The following is a 15,923-nucleotide window of genomic DNA, read 5'->3' as shown; positions in this document are numbered from 1 at the left end:
TTTTACTTTTGGCGCTGAATGACCCGGATGAATTATCCCGAAACACTCGACTTCCTCTTTTCCCAGCTTCCCATGTTCAGCCGCAGCGGACCGGCTGCTTTCAAAAAAGGCCTGGACAATATCCGTGCTCTGTGCACCGCCCTCGGCAACCCGCAGGAGCGATTCCGCAGCATTCATGTAGGCGGCACCAACGGCAAAGGCTCGGTGAGTCATATGCTGGCTGCCGTTCTGCAGCAATCGGGCTATAAAACCGGCTTATACACCTCTCCTCATCTTTACGATTTCCGAGAGCGAATCCGCATCGACGGCGCCGTTGTGCCCGAGGAATTCGTCACAGCCTTCACGGAGCAAATCCGGCCCCTGATCGACGAGCTGCAACCATCCTTCTTCGAGATCACGGTGGCCATGGCCTTCCAGTATTTCGCGGAGCAGCAGGTGGATATCGCCGTAATCGAAGTCGGCCTGGGCGGGCGCCTCGACAGCACCAACATCATTACACCGGTGCTTTCCGTCATCAGCAACATCGGCTGGGATCATATGAACATGCTGGGCAATACGCTCGAGGCGATCGCTGCGGAAAAGGCGGGGATCATCAAGCCTTCGGTGCCGGTCGTGATCGGCCAGTGGCAGGGCGCTCCCTCCGAAGTACTGGCCGCTCGTGCGCAGGAAGTGGGCGCACCCGTGGTAGTGCCCGGGCATCGCTGGGGAGTACGCACGCTCGAATCGACTGCGGCAGCACGCAGCGTTGAGATCTACGACCGATACGGCGACGAGCGACACGAATTCACGCTTGATCTCCCGGGCCTGTACCAGGAGCAAAACCTCCGCACGGTCTGGGCCGCTATTCTTGAATTGCGCCGGGCCGGTCTGCAGCTTCCCGCGTCATCCGTGCAGGAAGCGCTCCAGGCTACGCGGCGCCTGACGGGCCTGATGGGACGTTGGGAGCTGCTCCGCGAGCGGCCGCTCCTCGTGCTCGATGTGGCGCACAACAAGGATGGCCTCGAGCAGTTGCGGCGGCAGCTGCGCGAGCTGCGGTACCGCCGCCTGCACCTTGTGTTCGGGATGGTGCGCGACAAGGAGGCCGACTCGATCCTACCCCTGCTGCCAAAGGCCGACCATTACTATTTTACACAGGCGCATATACCACGCGCGCTGCCGCTGCCCGAGCTCCTCGAAGCCGCGCGTGCCGCGGGGATCGCGGGTGAAGGTTTTGAACATGTAAACGACGCGATCGATGCGGCGCTGGCTGCCGCCGGTCCAGACGACCTGCTCCTTGTTTGCGGCAGCATCTTCGTGGTGGCTGAAGTGGCGCGCGATCGCTTTGCTCAGAAATGAATTTCGCCGAGCTCGATCAGGGCATAAAGAATGCAGTTGATGTGCAGGCTTTGCGCCATGCCGTTCTGCCGCACGAGTTCTTTTAGTTCCTCCATCGTCAGCTCGAGCACTTCGAGCTCCTCCGATTCATCGAGCTTCTGCTCGCTGCTGCGTACGCCGCCGGTTGCGAGGAACATATGGGCGAAATTGTTGGTGGTCGACGGGTTTGCCGAGATCTTACCGAGGTATTTCCAGCTGTCAAAGCTGTAGCCCGTTTCTTCCAGCACCTCGCGCCGGCAGGCTTCTTCCATGCTCTCGTCCTTTTCGGATACACCGCCGGGCAGCTCTGTCTCGATGCTGTTGATGCCATGCCGGTATTGCCGCACCAGCAGCACCTTTCCTTCCTTCGTCAGGCAAAAGGCATTCACCCAGTCCGGGTATTCATTAACGTAAAAGGCCGGGATGATCGTCCCGTTGGCCATCCGGCATTTATCCTCGCGGATGGTGAGCCAGTCCCGCTGGTGCAGGTATTTCGATTCGAGTACGGTCCATTTCTCCATGATAAATAATCTTCCGGCTTCCCGTTTTCGATGAACGAAATGAAGCACGCTTCCATTACTGAAACTCTGTTCCCTCCAAAACCCTCCAAAACCTTCAAAACCTTCCAAAACCTTCCAAAACCTCTCCCTCAAAACCTTTTTGAACCCTCTCTACCATCCCTTCCGCTCGCGCAGCGACGTGATATGCGCCACGTGGTGCCGGCAATGCCAGGAATAAAGCCCCAGCAGGAACCAGAGCGTCATCGTTCGCTTGTGCTCAGGGTGAAAGACGGTGCGGGTCTCCCAATCTCCATCGGGTATCGAGCGCAGGAAGATATGCCAGCGTTGGTGCAGCGCATGGAGCAGCGTAACGGAGATGTTCACCGGGAGCTGCTTCACGTCGGCGGCCTCGGCCCACTCCTTTTCCTCGTAGGGCTTTATGGTCGGGTTATCTTCCGTCATCCCCAGCTTGAAGCGGATGTACGCATTCATATGGCTATCGGCGATATGGTGCACCAGCTGGTGTACCGTCCATCCGTCCTCGCGGTATGCGGTATGCAACTGCTCTTCGTTGAGATTGAGCAACGCATTTTCCAGGATCGTCGGGAGAAACTTGATATCCGCGATCCACTCCTCTTTCTGGTCGGTCGAGAAAGGCTTCGGCTCGAATTTGCCGATCGGGTAGCGCAGGTCGGTTTGTACGTCCATGGGATTTATTTAGCTAAGGATCTGGAGCAGTTCCACTTCAAAATCGAGCACGGCACCCCCGGGGATTCCGGGCACGCCGTTGTCGCCGTAGGCCAGGTCCGACGGGATCCACAGGCGCCACTTGCTGCCTTCGGGCATCAGCGGGATCACTTCCTGCCAGCCTTTGATCAGCTGCGTCAGGCGCGCCGTGAAGGGCTGGTTGCGACGGTACGACGAGTCGAACTCCTTGCCATCGAGCAGGCGGCCGGCATAGTGCGCCTTGATCTCGCTGCGCGGCGAGGGCTGCTTGCCCGTGCCTTCCTGCAGCACCTGGTACTGGATGCCGGACGGTAGTTCTACAATGCCTTCCTTCTTTTTGTTCTCGGCAAGGAAGCGTGCGCCTTCTTCTTTCTGCGCATTGATTTTTTCGGCTTTGGCGCCCTGCAGGCGATCGAACAGGCTCATATGAAAAAGTTTGTTGTTTGGAGTTTGTTGTTTGAAGTTACGTGCGATGCCGGTCTTCACCGCTCACTGCTCACCGCTCACCGCTCATTACTCATTACTCATGCGCTACTCGCGGAGCGAGCGGCCGGTAAGGTGAATGAAGACGTCTTCGAGGTTGGCCTTTTTGACTTCCTTCTCGCGCTCGAAGCCCGAGTCTACCAGTTGATCGATGAGGCGGTCGGGTGAGTCAAGGGCCACGATGGCGCCGGTTTCCACGATGGCGACGCGGTCGCAGAGGTACTCCGCTTCGTCCATGTAATGCGTGGTGATGATCACCGTCGTGCCGCGGTCGCGGATGCCCCGCACAAGATCCCAGAGGTTGCGGCGGGCCTGCGGATCGAGGCCGGTCGTCGGCTCGTCGAGGAAGATGATCTTCGGGTCGTTGATCAGCGTCGTGGCAATGGAGAAGCGCTGCTTCTGCCCGCCGCTCAGCTCCTTGAACTTGTTCTTCGCCTTGTCGCGCAGGTTCACCTGGTCGAGCAAGGCCAGCGGGTCGACGCTGCGGTTGTAGAGGCCGGCAAAAAGCTCGATGAGGTGCACGAGGTTCAGGTTCGGGTAGAAGCCGCTCGTCTGCAGCTGTACGCCGATGATCTTCTTGATCTCGTTGGGGTCTTTGTCGAGGTCGAAGCCATTGACGGTAACGGAGCCCGAGGTTTTCTCGCGGAGCGTTTCGATGATCTCCAGAGTGGTGCTTTTACCAGCGCCGTTGGGGCCCAGCAGCCCGAAGATCTCGCCTTCGTAGACGTCGAAGCTGAGACCCTTCACCGCCTGGAAAGAGCCGTAGTTCTTGACCAGGTTGCGTACCTCGATGATCTTGTTCATGCGGGTAAAGGTAAAGAAGGACAGGGAGGGATTTTTACCGCGAAGAGAAAAAGAAGCAAAGGCCGTCCGCCGAATGTTCGCCCGAGAACGTCATGGCGAGTTGTCCAAAGTGTAACGAAGGACAACGAAGCAATTTACACGCACTGCCACCGCAATGCCCTCATCGAAAGGCCAATTGCTTCGCTAAGCTCGCAATGACGCTGCGACCAAGACTTCGCGGTTAAATTTCTTAGTTCTTACCCCGCCTTCTCGGTCTCGGGGTGCAGGCATTCTTCGAGCTCGGCCATCATTTCGATGCTGCCGACGAAGAAGGGCGAGCGCTGGTGCAGCTCGGTGGGTACAACGTCGAGTATGCGCTGGCGCCCGTTGGTGGCCTTGCCGCCGGCCACTTCGGTGATGAAGGCAAAGGGGTTGCACTCGTAGAGCAGGCGCAGCTTGCCTTTGGGCTTGTCGGTGGTACCGGGGTACATGAAGATGCCGCCTTTGATCAGGTTGCGGTGCACGTCGGCGACCATCGAGCCGATATAGCGCTGGGTGTAGGGCCCGCCGGTGTCCTTCGTCTTATTCTGGCACTGGTTGATGTATTTGCGCACCGGCTCGTCGTACTGGAAAAAATTGCCGTGGTTGACCGAATAGATCTTGCCGTTCGGCGGGCACTGGATGTCGGGGTGGCTGAGGCAGAATTCACCGATCGATGGATCGAGCGTGAAGCCGTTGACACCGCGGCGCGTACCGTATACCAGCATCGTGGAGGAGCCATAAACAACGTAGCCGGCTGCTACCTGCTTGTTGCCCGGCTGGAGGAAATCCTCGAGCTGTACGGGCGTGCCTTTCGGCGTTACGCGGCGGTAGATGCTGAAGATGGTGCCGATCGAAACGTTGACGTCGATATTGCCCGAGCCGTCGAGCGGGTCGAAGAGACACACGTACTTGGAGTTCATGCTGACTTCGTCTTCGAAGGCTACGAATTCATCGAGCTCCTCGGAGGCGAAGCCGGCGCAGGAAACACCGCGCTGGAGCACACCCCAGAACTGGTTGTTGGCATATACGTCAAGCTTCTTCACTTCCTCGCCCTGCACGTTCACCGCGCCGGCATCACCAAGGATGTCGACGAGGCCGGCTTTGTTCACTTCCACGTTGACGCGCTTGGCGGCCAGCCCTATGTCGCGCAGGAGTGTCGACAGCTCGCCGGTAGCGTTGGGAAGCGTGCGTATCGATTGCAGGGTAAATTCGTCGAGGGTGAGAACGTTCCGGTTCACGGGTGCCATACGTATGCTGTTTGAGGTTGGGACAAAAATAAGGCAAGCGGCGCTAGCGACCGTGCATTTCCATTATGTACCTGGTACATGAAAGCGGCTTCCGGCGCGGTTTCCGTACCTTGCGGGCTAACGTGTTTTCGTCATGAAACAGCTCCTGTTCACCCTCCTGCTGGGTGCCGCCTCCCTCCTCTCTGTCGCGCAGAAAAAAGCGCCTCCGTCCGTAGAAATACAGTCAAAGGGCACAAAGACAAGCCTTCGCGGGCTCAGCGTCGTCGACGACAACGTGGCTTGGGTAAGCGGCTCGGGCGGCACCATCGGCCGTACTACCGATGGTGGCGCCACCTGGCACTGGACGGTGGTGAAAGGCTTCGAGAAGCGCGACTTCCGCGACATCGAGGCCTTCAGCCCCACCAAGGCGATCATCATCGCCGTCGACTCGCCGGCATTTATCCTGAAGACCATCGACGGAGGCGAAACCTGGAAGACGGTGTACGAGAATCATACGCCTGGGATGTTTCTCGATGCCCTTGAGTTCTGGAACGAGCAGGCCGGCATCGTCGTCGGCGACCCGATCGGCGGGCGGCTGTTCGTGGCGCGTACGTTCGACGAGGGTGAAAAATGGCAGGAGGTTCCCTTCGATCACCGGCCGCGTGTAGACAGCGGCGAGGCCATGTTTGCCTCTTCGGGTACCAACGTGCGGGTGCTCGACCGCGACGAAGCAGTGCTCATCACCGGTGGTCGGCGCTCGCGCGTGTTTGTCCGCAACGAAGGCATCACATTACCCATCATCCAGGGCAGCGAAAGCACGGGCGCCAATTCGATCGCGGTGCAGGACGTTGATACGCGAAAGGGCGGAAAAAATATGGTGGTTGTCGGGGGCGATTTTATGAAGGCGGCTTCCGACTCGCTCAATTGTTTTTATACAAGCAACCGCGGCCGGAGCTGGCAGGCGCCGAAAGTGGCCCCGCACGGCTACCGGAGTTGCGTCGAATACGTTTCCAGGAAAGTGCTTGTCTCCTGCGGGCTCAATGGCGTCGATTATTCAAGCGATGGCGGCCGTACCTGGACCTGGATCTCGAAAGACGGGTTTCATGTGTGCCGCAAGGCAAAGAAAGGAACGGCGGTCTTTTTTGCCGGCGGCGGCGGACGGGTAGGAAAACTAATACAAAAGTAAAAAGTCAAAAAGCAAAAGGCATTTCCCGTGAATTGAACGGCTTTTGACTTTTGATTTTTGACTTTTTGTTCGCGGTAATTATTGAAGCTGCGCCAGCAACTCGGCTACGCTGGGGCGCAGGCGGAAGTTTTCGTTGAAGTAGCGGTACGTGATCGAGCCGTCGCGGTTAACGATGTACACGGCGGGCACCGGCAGCCAGGCAGTCTCCTTCTGGTTGTTGGTCTTGAGCAGGTCAATATCACCCGCCTTCATCCGGCTGATCGCCTTCGGGTCGACCTGGTACGCCACCTGATACGCCTTTTCGAGCTTGGCATCCGCGTCGTACAGGATCGGGAAGCTCGCGCCGGTCTTCTTCACTGTTTCCTGGATCCCTTCCTGCGCCTCCGGTGTAATCGCCACTACCTGCACCTTCTTGTCAGCAAGCAGCTGCAGCGAATCCTGCAGGGCTTTCAGCTCCTTGTTGCAATACGGGCACCAGTTTCCGCGGTAAAAAACGATGAGTACCGGGCCTTTCTTGCGAAGATCCCTGAGGCTAACGGTCTTGCCGTTCTGGTCCTTCAGGCTGAACTCGGGCGCCTTGGAGTTGATGAACAGGCCTTCGGGTTTGTCCTGCGCCGACAGCGCCAGGCTCAGTGCGGTGAAGAGAGTCAGGAAGAGGGCTTTCATGAAATCAAATTTAGGCAGGTACGGCAATAAGACCGGCGGGGTTAACAAAGCGTTGCATCGTTCGCTTCGCTTAGTAAGAACATCGCCGCCGTGGAGAGAAAGAACGCAGATTTTTTATGATTGATAAGATTTGCGCGGCTTTCGGCTTTGCTCAGGCTGGAAATTGTCATGCTGAGCTGGTCGAATTACGTGCGAGAGCAAATCAGAACAAATCATGACCATTCTGCGCATCCCGCTTGCGGGATCGGCGTTCTTTCTCTCATTTCTGGAACATGAACCACGCAGCCCCGAGCAGGCAGCCGAACGAAGCAATGTAGCGCCAGTGAAAGGGTTGCTTCATTACGAACACCGCGAAGGCACAGAAGATGATCAGTGTGATAACTTCCTGGATCATCTTCAGCTCAAAGAGGTTGAAGCCGTCGGAGGCGCCGGCCCGGTTGGCGGGCACGGTAAGGCAATATTCGAAGAAAGCGATCCCCCAACTCATTAAGATGGCCTTCCAAAGCGGCATGCCGCGGTCTTTGAGGTGGTAATACCAGGCAAAGGTCATGAAGATGTTGGAGCAAAACAGCAGGGCAATAGTTCGCATGCGCGAATTTATTGCTTGAGCAGCTTCGTAACAGCACGATGGCCGCGGTCGCTGACCTCCAGCAGGTAGATGCCGGACACAAGACCCGAAAGGCCCAATCGTCCATTCCCCAGCTTCCCGGAGCAGAACACCTTTCCTTCGAGCGTGCTGATGCGGTAGGCAGCGCTTGCCGGTGCCCCGGTAACGGTAATACTTTCCCGCGCCGGGTTCGGGCCGGCCTTCCAGCCAAGCGAGCCGAAGCTAACGAGTGGCAGCGATGCCAAAATGTAATTCATCAGCTCGGTACAGCCAGGACCTGTTCCGTTGTAAACCGGCACAAAGCCACGCTGCTGGTCATAATAGCAAAAGAGCTGGTCAAACTCGTTCGGATCGAAAGCGCCATTGGGATACTGCATCAGGAAGCATTTACCCTGGTTCATGATCGGGTAAGGTGCTACGAGCGATCCGATATTGCGCAGCACCGGTCCCGTGTAGAAATACTGGGAGTCGCTCGAGACGTTGAGACGCTTATACAGGCGTCCGTTAAGGGCGACGTCAGTCACCTGGCGTACTTTCAGCGTATCCTGGCTGGGAAAGGCAGAGAGCGCGCAGGGTGCGTAGCGGCTGTTGCGCTCCACCCAGCGATCCCCTGCCTGGGCGGCAAAATCATAGAGAAACTGGAACTGGCCGCCATTCCACCAAAAGATGCTGTCGGCCGACCGGTAATAGAATTCCGGCGAGCCTGCGCCAACGGCGGGCGGAAAGCCGGGCGGCGCTATATAGGCAATAACGGTGCAACTGAGCTTTTTTGCGAGATGCCCCCCGATAAGTGTATCCAGAACGTACTCGTAGCGGTAATAGGCTGTTGACGTCATCCCGGTTTTGCGGTAAACCCAGGTGGCACCGGCTGGGCACCAGCCGGCCGTATCGGCAGTTTGCCCTTGCGCTGCAACGCAGGATACGGCAAGTATCAGGGTGTACAATAGCTTTCTCATACGCTTGGTTGGTTACCCGAAAATAAAAAAAGCCCCGCGTGAACGGGGCCTTCGGATTCGGTATTTCTTCGTCAGTTGGCGGTGGCCAGGTTGCGGAAGTCCACCGGCACGAGCTTGCTCACGCCGGGTTCCTGCATGGTCACGCCGTAGATGACGTCCACCGTGCTCATGGTGGTTTTGTTGTGCGTTACGATAATGAACTGCGAGTTGTTGGAAAACTCGCGGATCATGTTGGTGAACTTGCCCACGTTGGCATCGTCGAGCGGGGCGTCCACCTCATCGAGGATACAGAACGGCGCGGGCTTGATCAGGTAGATCGCAAAGAGCAGCGCGGTGGCCGTCAGCGTACGCTCACCACCCGACAGCTGCCCGATAGAGCTCGGGCGCTTGCCCTTCGGCTTGGCCATGATGTCGATGCCCGTCTCCGCGAGGTTGTCGGGATTCTCGAGAATGAGGTCGCACTGGTCGTCTTCTGTGAAGAGCGTTTTGAATACACGGATGAAATTCTCGCGCACCATCGTGAAGGTGTCGAGGAACTTCTGGTTGGCCGTCGTCTCCACTTCGGCGATGGTTTGCAGGAGGCTTTCCTTGGCGGTAACGAGGTCGTTCTTCTGCTCCACGATAAACTCGTAGCGCTTTTTCATTTCCTCGAAAGCCTCGATGGCGGTGGGGTTCACCTCGCCCAGGTTCTCCAGGCGCTTCTTCATCCGGTCGGCTTTTTCCTGCAGCTCCTCGGCCGGGGTTTCGCTGTTGCGGGGCTCGTCGATGATGTCTTCGATGTTGATGCGGAACTCCACGTTGAGACGTTCCTTCATACCGGCCAGCTGCAGCTTCACATCGGTCAGCTTGTCTTTCATCGCGCTGAGCAGCTGCTCGATCGCTTCTTTTTCCTTTACGATGCTTCGCAGCTCGCTCTCGCGGGCCGAAAGCTGGTTGCGGATGTTGTAATAGGCCTGGTCTTTTCCGTTGAGCGCCTGCTCCTCGCTTTCGCGGCGGCGCATCAGCTCATAGAGGCTTTCCTCCGTATCCTTCAGCGAGGTTTCGAGCTCGGTAACCTGCTGGCTTGTTTCGGCAAGCTGCTTCGTGCTGTTCTGCACCTGCGTGTGCAGGTCCTGCAGCTGGTTGCTCTTGAAGGTGAGCTCCTGCTTCAGCGCCGAGATTTTGCTCTGCTGGCGCGTGACGTTCAGGTTCGCGTTGTTGTATTGCGTGTTGACGTTGTTGTATTCGTTCTCGATGTCGCGGTAGGCCGTTTCGGCTTCCTGGAGCTGGTTGGCATAGTCGGCGATGTGCTCGTTCAGCTGCGCAAGCTCCTGGCGCACGCCGTCGACCGACTGGTGCGTTGCATCGAGCTGGCCCTGCAGGTCTTCCACGCGCACGCGGCTCTGGGCTTGGGCGTGCTGGGTGTTCTCGAGGCGGTTCTGCACTGCGAAGAGGCCGTTGGTAAGCTGCTGGATCTCGCGCTCGGTATCGCGGATGACGTTCTCGCGGAGGTCGGCATTGAAGGCCACCACCTCGTTCTGGCGGGCCTGGATCTGCGTGCGGAGCTCGTCGACCACCACCTGCTGCGCGGCGATATCCTTGGCGAGCTTCTCGAGGTTTTTTGCGCGGCCGATCTTCTTGCCTTCAAAGAGGCCAACCGATCCGCCGGTGAGCGTGTATTTGCCTTTTACGTACTTGCCGCTTTTTTCGAGGATGACCGAGCCGTTGCTTTGCTCCAGCGCCGATTCATCCGAAGCGATGAACACGTTGCCCAGCAGGTGACCTGCCAGCGCGCGGTACTGTGCATCCACTTCGATTACATCCATGGCGGGAATGGTGCCGGCGGGCGCGCTATGACCCGTGCCGCCGCTTTCGTTGACGCGGTCGAGCAGGAAGAAGTTCGCCTTGCCCTTTTTGTTGTCGTCGAGCAGGTGCACGGCCTGGAGGCCTTCCTGCAGGTTGTTGACGACGTAGTAGTTGAGGTAGGGCTCCAGCACGTTCTCCACGGCGGCGCGGTATTCTTCCTTCACATAAATAATGTCGGACAGAATGGGCGCGCTGTGGTTCCAGTTGGGATTCTTGTGCAGGAACTTGATGCTTTCGGGGTAGCCTTCCATCGAGTCGATGAGGCTTTTCAGCAGGGCATGCTCGTTCTTCTTCGAGTCGAGCTTGCGGCTTTCGTCGGCAAGCTGGCCACGGAGGCCTTCGAGCACCTGCTGGGTCTGGAGGATCTGCTCCTTGGTATTGTTATGATGCTGCTGCAGCTGCTCGAGGTCCACCTTGCGCTGGTCGAGCTCCTTCTGCCGCGTTTCCTTTTCTGTTTCGAGCTGTGCGATCTGCTCCTCGCGGCCGGCGCGCTCTTCCTCCAGCTGGTAGATGGCGCGCTGCAGGTTCTGTATCGAGGTATCGGCGATGGCTACCTTCTTTTCGGCATCGAACTGCGAGCGCTGCACCTGCTGGTAAGCGGTGCGGAGGCTGTTGAGCGCGTTGCGCTTCTCATCGAGGATGCCGCGGCTGGCGTCGACGCTGCTGCGGAACGATTCGAGCTGGTCGGTCAGCCCCTGCAGCGATTCTTCCTCGTCGGTGATCTGCTGCGTGGTAAACTGGATGCTTTCCTCGATGCCCGAGATCTGGCCGCCCGCGCGCTGCAGGAAATCCTGCAGACCCGTGGCGCGTTCGCGCAGGTACTCGAGGCGCTGGCTGGACAGGTTCTTCTCGTTCTCCTTCGTCCGCACCTGCTGCACGAGCTCGTTGAACTGCTGCTGCAGGCTGTGGAGCTCACGCTCCCGCTCGATGAAATCGACCCGCTCCTGCTCCAGGCCGGCCTCGCGGGTGGCGATATCAGCTTCGAGTGCGATGCGCTTGTCGGTTTCGGCCTCGTGCTTTTCGTTGAGGTCGCGGAAGGCCAGGTTAAAGCCTTCCAGTGCGGCCTTGGCCAGCTCCACGGAGATCTCGCGGTAGTCCTTCTTGATCTCGTAGTACTTCTCTGCCTTCTTCGCCTGGTTTTCGAGCGACTTCAGCTGGTTGTTGATCTCGAAGAGAAGGTCCTCAATGCGGTTGAGATCCTGCTCGGTGGCGTCGAGCTTTTGCTTCGCTTCCTTTTTCCGGGTCTTGTAAATGGAAATGCCGGCGGCCTGTTCGAGCATCCGGCGGCGCGAGTTGTCCTTATCCTTGATGAGGTCGTCGACCATGCCCAGCTCGATGATGGCGTAGGAGTCGGTGGAGACGCCGGTATCCATAAAGAGGTTCTGGATATCCTTCAGTCGGCACTGCACATCGTTGAGGCGGTACTCGGATTCGCCGTTCTTGTAGAACTTCCGGGTGATGGTGACGGTGTTGAATTCGGTCGGCAGGAGGTTCTTCGTGTTTTCGAAGGTGAGGCTGACCTCGGCAAGCCCGGAGGCGCTGCGGGTCTTGGAGCCGTTGAACACAAGGGCTTCCAGGTTTTCCGAGCGGAGGTGCGAGATCTTCTGCTCGCCGATCACCCAGCGGATCGAGTCCACGATGTTGCTCTTGCCGCAGCCGTTGGGCCCGACAATGCCGGTGATGTTCTCATCGAAATTGACAATGGTTTTATCCGCAAAGGATTTAAAACCTTTGATTTCCAGGGATTTTAGTCGCACTCTACAGCAGATTAAGTGGACAAATATAACGTAATGGGGTCAAACGGCCGGGATACGGCGGCCGGCGACGGCAGGGCTTGGCGGGAGCGTCCGGAGCGGCCTTCGCCGTGGCGTTTTTGCTACGGGTGCCGGCGCCACAAAAACGGGTCCAGTGGCGGTTCTGCCGCTCATATAAATATAAATCATTGCGAAAGAATAAGGGTAAATTACATATGCAAATATATCTATATGAAAAACATAATCATCCCTGTCGACTTCTCGGAGTGCTCGCTGGCGACAGCGCAATATAGCCTCCGGCTTTTTGCGGACCATACGGATGTCCGCCTTGTACTATACTACCTCTATCAGCCACCCGAAAACGAAGAAACCGCCCAGCGCGCCTTTGATAGCATCCGATACGGCCTCGACGATGCGTACCTGTCCCGTATCGAAACGCATGTTGAGCGGGGCGATGACTTCGCGGCGGCCGTTTGCCGTTATGCCAACAGTATCGGGGCGTCGCTGGTAATGACCTGCCTGTCGCGGAAAACGCTGCAGCTGGTGGAGAACAACCCCTGCCCCATCATGATCGTGCCGACGAACATCGAGCCGCACGAGATCCGGACAGTGGCGATCGCCTCCGACTTCCAGCACGTGGATCGAAGTACCCCGGTGGGGCCTATCCGCGAAGTACTCGACCTGTTCCACCCCGCTCTTCATATCGTGAACGTGAATAAAGATTTCTACATCACGCTGAGCGAGCAATACGAAGAGCAGCGCCAGAAACTCGCCGAGCTGTTCCGCGATTACGATCCCGAATTCGACTTCCTCGACCTGTACGACTTCAATGAGTCGATACAGCTCTTCGTGCAGGAGAAGAAGATCGACCTGCTCATCACAATTCCGCACCACCACAGTTTCGTGTCGAACCTGTTCCGCGAGCACCACACGCTGAAGCTCGTGCTGAACAGCCCGATTCCGGTACTGGCCGCGCACGATTGAGTGAGCAATAAAGCGCGCCGGCGCGGCAGCCGGGGTTCAACCTGGCTACGGCCCGCCGGCAGCGCTTATGGTCGCGGGCAACCAGCGGCATCAGGATTTCCTTATTTTCGCCACAGTGCGGTTTGGACCTGTGTATTGCTGAAACATAAACGGTTGCATGAAAAATATCAAGCTGATCGAAGTGCCCTCCGAAATCGGTGCGGGCACCCGCGGCGCGTCGCTGGGCATCGAGGCGATCAAGATCGCTGCCCTCGACTTCATGAGCAATTTCTTTATCCACTTCCCCTCCGACCGGATCCCGGTTGAAAATAAACTCCTGTACGAGCCGATCGAATCGCCCTACGCCAAGCGGATCAAGGGTATTGCCTCGCTGTATGAGAAGGTGAGCAAATCGGTTGCGGAAACGATCAAATCGAATTTTTTCCCGGTTGTGCTGAGCGGTGACCACAGCATTGCCGGCGCCACGATCGCGGGCATCCGGCTGGCAAAGCCCGCTGCCAAGCTGGGCGTCATCTGGATCGATGCCCACGCCGACCTTCATACGCCCTACACGACGCCTTCGGGTAACATGCACGGCATGCCGCTCTCCCTGTCTATCAACGAGGACAATGCCGAGAACGCGGTGCACGAGCTCGACCCCGAGACAGCCAGGCTTTGGAACGGGCTCAAGAACATCGGGTCGATCGCACCCAAGGTGCTTCCCGAAGACATTGTATTCATCGCCCTGCGTGATTACGAAAAAGAAGAAAAGGCACTCATCGACAAGTACGGCATCAAGGTGATCAGCACCAAGGAAGTGCGCAGCAAAGGACCGGAGAATATCGTCCGCGCGGTCACCCGCTACCTTTCCGATTGCAGCGACATCTACCTGTCGTTCGATGTTGACTCGCTCGACTCCTCCATCAGCAAGGGCACCGGGACACCCGTCAGCAATGGGCTCCGGGAGCGCGAGGCCGAAGACCTCGTGAGCAAGTTCATGCAGAACCGGAAAGTATGCTGCTTCGAGCTCACCGAGGTAAACCCGACGCTCGACAAGGAAAACCTGATGGCCGAGATCGCATTCAACATCCTGCAGCGCAGCGTGAATGTGCTGATGTATTCCTAATCGGCTTTCCGGAGAGAAAGAACGCAGATCCGCCAGCCGGCGGATACGCAGATCTTTAAGACTTATCATGATTTGCTGACGCGTTGCCGCAAAAGATAATCCGTGTAAATCGTAACGATCATAAAAGATCTGCGTTCTTTCTCTCCTGGCTGGCGAATGTTTTCCGGAGACCCGTTTCGAAGGACGTTGGCTCATAGCCTAATTCCCGTTTTGCCTTACTGATGTCAAAGCCCGTTCGCAGCGGGCGCCGGGCAGGCTGCGCAAAGCTTTGCTCTGTTTCGGGCGTAATCAGGGAGGCGTTCAGCCCGAGGAAGCTGGCCGTGTCGAGCGCCATCTCGTAAGGTGTTTTGGGGTCGGCGCCGGAGATGTGCCAGGTGCCGGTGGCGCGCCGCTCCACGATTCGGGCGATGGCTGAAACCAGGTCACCGACGTAGGTGGGCGTACGCAGCTGGTCGTGGAAGATCCGCAGCGGTTTTCCGGCGCGCAGGTTTTCGGCGACCATCGTGAGGAGGTTGCCGCGGCCGGCGCGCGGCGCGCCGTATACGAGCACGGTCCGAACGATCGACCAGGGCCCGCTGTACGCCCGCACGAGCTCTTCGGCGCGGCGCTTCGTTTCCCCGTAATAATTCACCGGGCCCACGGGGTCGTCTTCGCGGTAAAAACCCGTTTCCCCGTCGAACACGAAATCCGTGGATAGAAATACAACATGCGCCCCGCTTGCGGCTTCAAGAATATTCCGCGTGGCCCCGATGTTAACGGCGTCGGCGAGTGACCGGTCCTGCTCGCAGCGATCGGGCTGCGAGATGGCCGCGGCATGAACAATGCAACCGGGCTTGTCGGAAACCAGCAACGCGCGGACTGCGGCGGCATCGGTGATGTCGAGTGCTGTATAATTCAGGGAGGAGTGCGCAACCGAAAGCCGGCAATCACCTTTCCCGGTGGCCTGTACCTGGCAGGTACCGGCGAGCCGCTCTGAAAGATAATTGCCGACAAACCCGTTGGCCCCGGTGATGAGCACCTTTTGCATGGGCCAAATATAGCGACGACGTCAGGGCGTCAGTCCATACATCGTGCTGATCTCCTGGTATGTCATGTTGTGCAGCGCTTCGGGCGTCAAGCCGCGGCGCGCAAGCTCAGCCTGTGTGAGCAGGAAGTAGCGGAGGCGGACCCGGTCGCGGCCGGCCAGGTAAAAGGCGTTGGCATCCGAAAGCAATTTCAGGCTGATGTCCACGCCGCCGATCTTTTTCAGGTACTCCCAGTACACGGGGAAGTTCATGCGCTCGATCGGCAGGTAAAAGTAAAAGGGCATCCCCATGGCGCGCATCTCGGTGCTGCTGTCGGCGAAGTTGTAGCCTTTGACAAACACGAGTACCGACCCGTTGTCCAGCATGTCCTGGGTCATCTCGTGGAAGCTGCGGCTGATCCCGTACTTGACCGTGTTGGCTTCTCCGGGTTGGCGCGACCAGGTGCCGGCGCTTTCCCAGTCGGTGATCACGACGTTGGCGGTATGGATACTCGATACGAGGCCCCGCTCGGGATGCGCGGGCGGCGGTGTCGCCGGGAACGAAGTGCTGTCGGCAGCCTCGGCCTCCGCGGGGGCAGCGAGGTCGGTTTTCCGGCAGGCGCTCAGGAGCAGCCCGAAACTGAGCATGGTAAAAAGTACCCTTTTCATATGTAGTGTGTTTTTGAGGTTAGCTTTTGTTAAAA

The 15,923-nt window shown here is 58.0% G+C and carries 15 protein-coding genes; 4 read left to right on the top strand and 11 right to left on the bottom strand.

The features are described 5' to 3' along the window. Positions 1-18: 18 nt before the first annotated feature. Positions 19-1,335: a bifunctional folylpolyglutamate synthase/dihydrofolate synthase gene (locus ACYU7Z_RS04240; RefSeq protein WP_460567702.1), complete on the top strand. Its 1,317-nt coding sequence runs from the start codon at positions 19-21 to the stop codon at positions 1,333-1,335. Here the strand turns inward: ACYU7Z_RS04240 and ACYU7Z_RS04235 are convergent. From ACYU7Z_RS04235 to fbp, 5 genes are all read right to left on the bottom strand, one after another. Then, positions 1,326-1,874 carry an NUDIX hydrolase gene (locus tag ACYU7Z_RS04235; RefSeq protein WP_460567700.1) on the bottom strand — a complete coding sequence of 183 codons (549 nt, stop codon included), beginning with the start codon at positions 1,872-1,874 and terminating at the stop codon, positions 1,326-1,328. The two genes, ACYU7Z_RS04240 and ACYU7Z_RS04235, sit on opposite strands and share 10 nt — an antisense overlap. Before the next feature lie 150 nt (positions 1,875-2,024). Then, positions 2,025-2,561, bottom strand: a complete 537-nt coding sequence (locus tag ACYU7Z_RS04230; RefSeq protein ID WP_460567698.1) for a metal-dependent hydrolase — start codon at positions 2,559-2,561, stop codon at positions 2,025-2,027. A gap of 9 nt (positions 2,562-2,570) precedes the next feature. Then, positions 2,571-3,005: an FKBP-type peptidyl-prolyl cis-trans isomerase gene (locus tag ACYU7Z_RS04225; RefSeq protein ID WP_460567696.1), complete on the bottom strand. Its 435-nt coding sequence runs from the start codon at positions 3,003-3,005 to the stop codon at positions 2,571-2,573. 105 nt (positions 3,006-3,110) lie between these two features. Further along, positions 3,111-3,866: an ABC transporter ATP-binding protein gene (locus ACYU7Z_RS04220; RefSeq protein WP_460567694.1), complete on the bottom strand. Its 756-nt coding sequence runs from the start codon at positions 3,864-3,866 to the stop codon at positions 3,111-3,113. Between the two features lie 236 nt (positions 3,867-4,102). Continuing rightward, positions 4,103-5,134 carry a class 1 fructose-bisphosphatase gene (gene fbp / locus ACYU7Z_RS04215; RefSeq protein WP_460567692.1) on the bottom strand — a complete coding sequence of 344 codons (1,032 nt, stop codon included), beginning with the start codon at positions 5,132-5,134 and terminating at the stop codon, positions 4,103-4,105. 133 nt (positions 5,135-5,267) lie between these two features. Here fbp and ACYU7Z_RS04210 point away from each other — a divergent pair, with 133 nt between their 5' ends. Next, complete coding sequence (locus ACYU7Z_RS04210) at positions 5,268-6,299, top strand: WD40/YVTN/BNR-like repeat-containing protein (protein WP_460567690.1); 1,032 nt, start codon at positions 5,268-5,270, stop codon at positions 6,297-6,299. 78 nt (positions 6,300-6,377) lie between these two features. Here ACYU7Z_RS04210 and ACYU7Z_RS04205 read toward each other — a convergent pair whose 3' ends face one another. From ACYU7Z_RS04205 to smc, 4 genes are all read right to left on the bottom strand, one after another. Next, positions 6,378-6,965, bottom strand: a complete 588-nt coding sequence (locus ACYU7Z_RS04205) for a peroxiredoxin family protein (protein ID WP_460567688.1) — start codon at positions 6,963-6,965, stop codon at positions 6,378-6,380. 259 nt (positions 6,966-7,224) lie between these two features. Next, positions 7,225-7,554, bottom strand: a complete 330-nt coding sequence (locus ACYU7Z_RS04200) for a DMT family protein (RefSeq protein WP_460567686.1) — start codon at positions 7,552-7,554, stop codon at positions 7,225-7,227. An 8-nt stretch (positions 7,555-7,562) separates the two neighbouring features. Continuing rightward, the gene (locus ACYU7Z_RS04195; protein WP_460567684.1) at positions 7,563-8,528 is read right to left on the bottom strand and encodes a T9SS type A sorting domain-containing protein; all 966 of its coding nucleotides are present in this window, start codon (positions 8,526-8,528) and stop codon (positions 7,563-7,565) included. A gap of 71 nt (positions 8,529-8,599) precedes the next feature. Continuing rightward, entirely contained in the window at positions 8,600-12,130 is a 3,531-nt protein-coding gene (gene smc, locus ACYU7Z_RS04190; protein WP_460567682.1) for a chromosome segregation protein SMC, read from the bottom strand. A gap of 228 nt (positions 12,131-12,358) precedes the next feature. On the opposite strand from smc, the gene ACYU7Z_RS04185 reads away from it, so the two are divergent. Continuing rightward, positions 12,359-13,111 (top strand): hypothetical protein, encoded by a 753-nt coding sequence (locus ACYU7Z_RS04185; protein ID WP_460567680.1) that lies wholly within the window; start codon positions 12,359-12,361, stop codon positions 13,109-13,111. 157 nt (positions 13,112-13,268) lie between these two features. Further along, on the top strand, positions 13,269-14,216 hold the full coding sequence (locus tag ACYU7Z_RS04180) for an arginase (protein WP_460567678.1): 948 nt from the start codon (positions 13,269-13,271) through the stop codon (positions 14,214-14,216). Positions 14,217-14,334: 118 nt separating this feature from the next. Here the strand turns inward: ACYU7Z_RS04180 and ACYU7Z_RS04175 are convergent, their stop codons facing one another. Continuing rightward, complete coding sequence (locus ACYU7Z_RS04175) at positions 14,335-15,243, bottom strand: SDR family oxidoreductase (RefSeq protein ID WP_460567676.1); 909 nt, start codon at positions 15,241-15,243, stop codon at positions 14,335-14,337. Positions 15,244-15,264: 21 nt separating this feature from the next. Further along, positions 15,265-15,888 (bottom strand): hypothetical protein, encoded by a 624-nt coding sequence (locus ACYU7Z_RS04170; RefSeq protein WP_460567675.1) that lies wholly within the window; start codon positions 15,886-15,888, stop codon positions 15,265-15,267. Between the last annotated feature and the right edge of the window lie 35 nt (positions 15,889-15,923).

It is taken from the genome of Flaviaestuariibacter terrae, from assembly GCF_054777635.1.
This window is presented reverse-complemented; position numbering and strand designations above follow the sequence as displayed.

Excerpts from the sequence above, each read along its gene's own strand:
- ACYU7Z_RS04240 (WP_460567702.1), top strand. The coding sequence starts at position 19 with ATGACCCGGATGAATTATCCCGAAACACTCGACTTCCTCTTTTCCCAG.
- ACYU7Z_RS04235 (WP_460567700.1), bottom strand. The coding sequence starts at position 1,874 with ATGGAGAAATGGACCGTACTCGAATCGAAATACCTGCACCAGCGGGAC.
- ACYU7Z_RS04230 (WP_460567698.1), bottom strand. The coding sequence starts at position 2,561 with ATGGACGTACAAACCGACCTGCGCTACCCGATCGGCAAATTCGAGCCG.
- ACYU7Z_RS04225 (WP_460567696.1), bottom strand. The coding sequence starts at position 3,005 with ATGAGCCTGTTCGATCGCCTGCAGGGCGCCAAAGCCGAAAAAATCAAT.
- ACYU7Z_RS04220 (WP_460567694.1), bottom strand. The coding sequence starts at position 3,866 with ATGAACAAGATCATCGAGGTACGCAACCTGGTCAAGAACTACGGCTCT.
- fbp (WP_460567692.1), bottom strand. The coding sequence starts at position 5,134 with ATGGCACCCGTGAACCGGAACGTTCTCACCCTCGACGAATTTACCCTG.
- ACYU7Z_RS04210 (WP_460567690.1), top strand. The coding sequence starts at position 5,268 with ATGAAACAGCTCCTGTTCACCCTCCTGCTGGGTGCCGCCTCCCTCCTC.
- ACYU7Z_RS04205 (WP_460567688.1), bottom strand. The coding sequence starts at position 6,965 with ATGAAAGCCCTCTTCCTGACTCTCTTCACCGCACTGAGCCTGGCGCTG.
- ACYU7Z_RS04200 (WP_460567686.1), bottom strand. The coding sequence starts at position 7,554 with ATGCGAACTATTGCCCTGCTGTTTTGCTCCAACATCTTCATGACCTTT.
- ACYU7Z_RS04195 (WP_460567684.1), bottom strand. The coding sequence starts at position 8,528 with ATGAGAAAGCTATTGTACACCCTGATACTTGCCGTATCCTGCGTTGCA.
- ACYU7Z_RS04185 (WP_460567680.1), top strand. The coding sequence starts at position 12,359 with ATGAAAAACATAATCATCCCTGTCGACTTCTCGGAGTGCTCGCTGGCG.
- ACYU7Z_RS04180 (WP_460567678.1), top strand. The coding sequence starts at position 13,269 with ATGAAAAATATCAAGCTGATCGAAGTGCCCTCCGAAATCGGTGCGGGC.
- ACYU7Z_RS04175 (WP_460567676.1), bottom strand. The coding sequence starts at position 15,243 with ATGCAAAAGGTGCTCATCACCGGGGCCAACGGGTTTGTCGGCAATTAT.
- ACYU7Z_RS04170 (WP_460567675.1), bottom strand. The coding sequence starts at position 15,888 with ATGAAAAGGGTACTTTTTACCATGCTCAGTTTCGGGCTGCTCCTGAGC.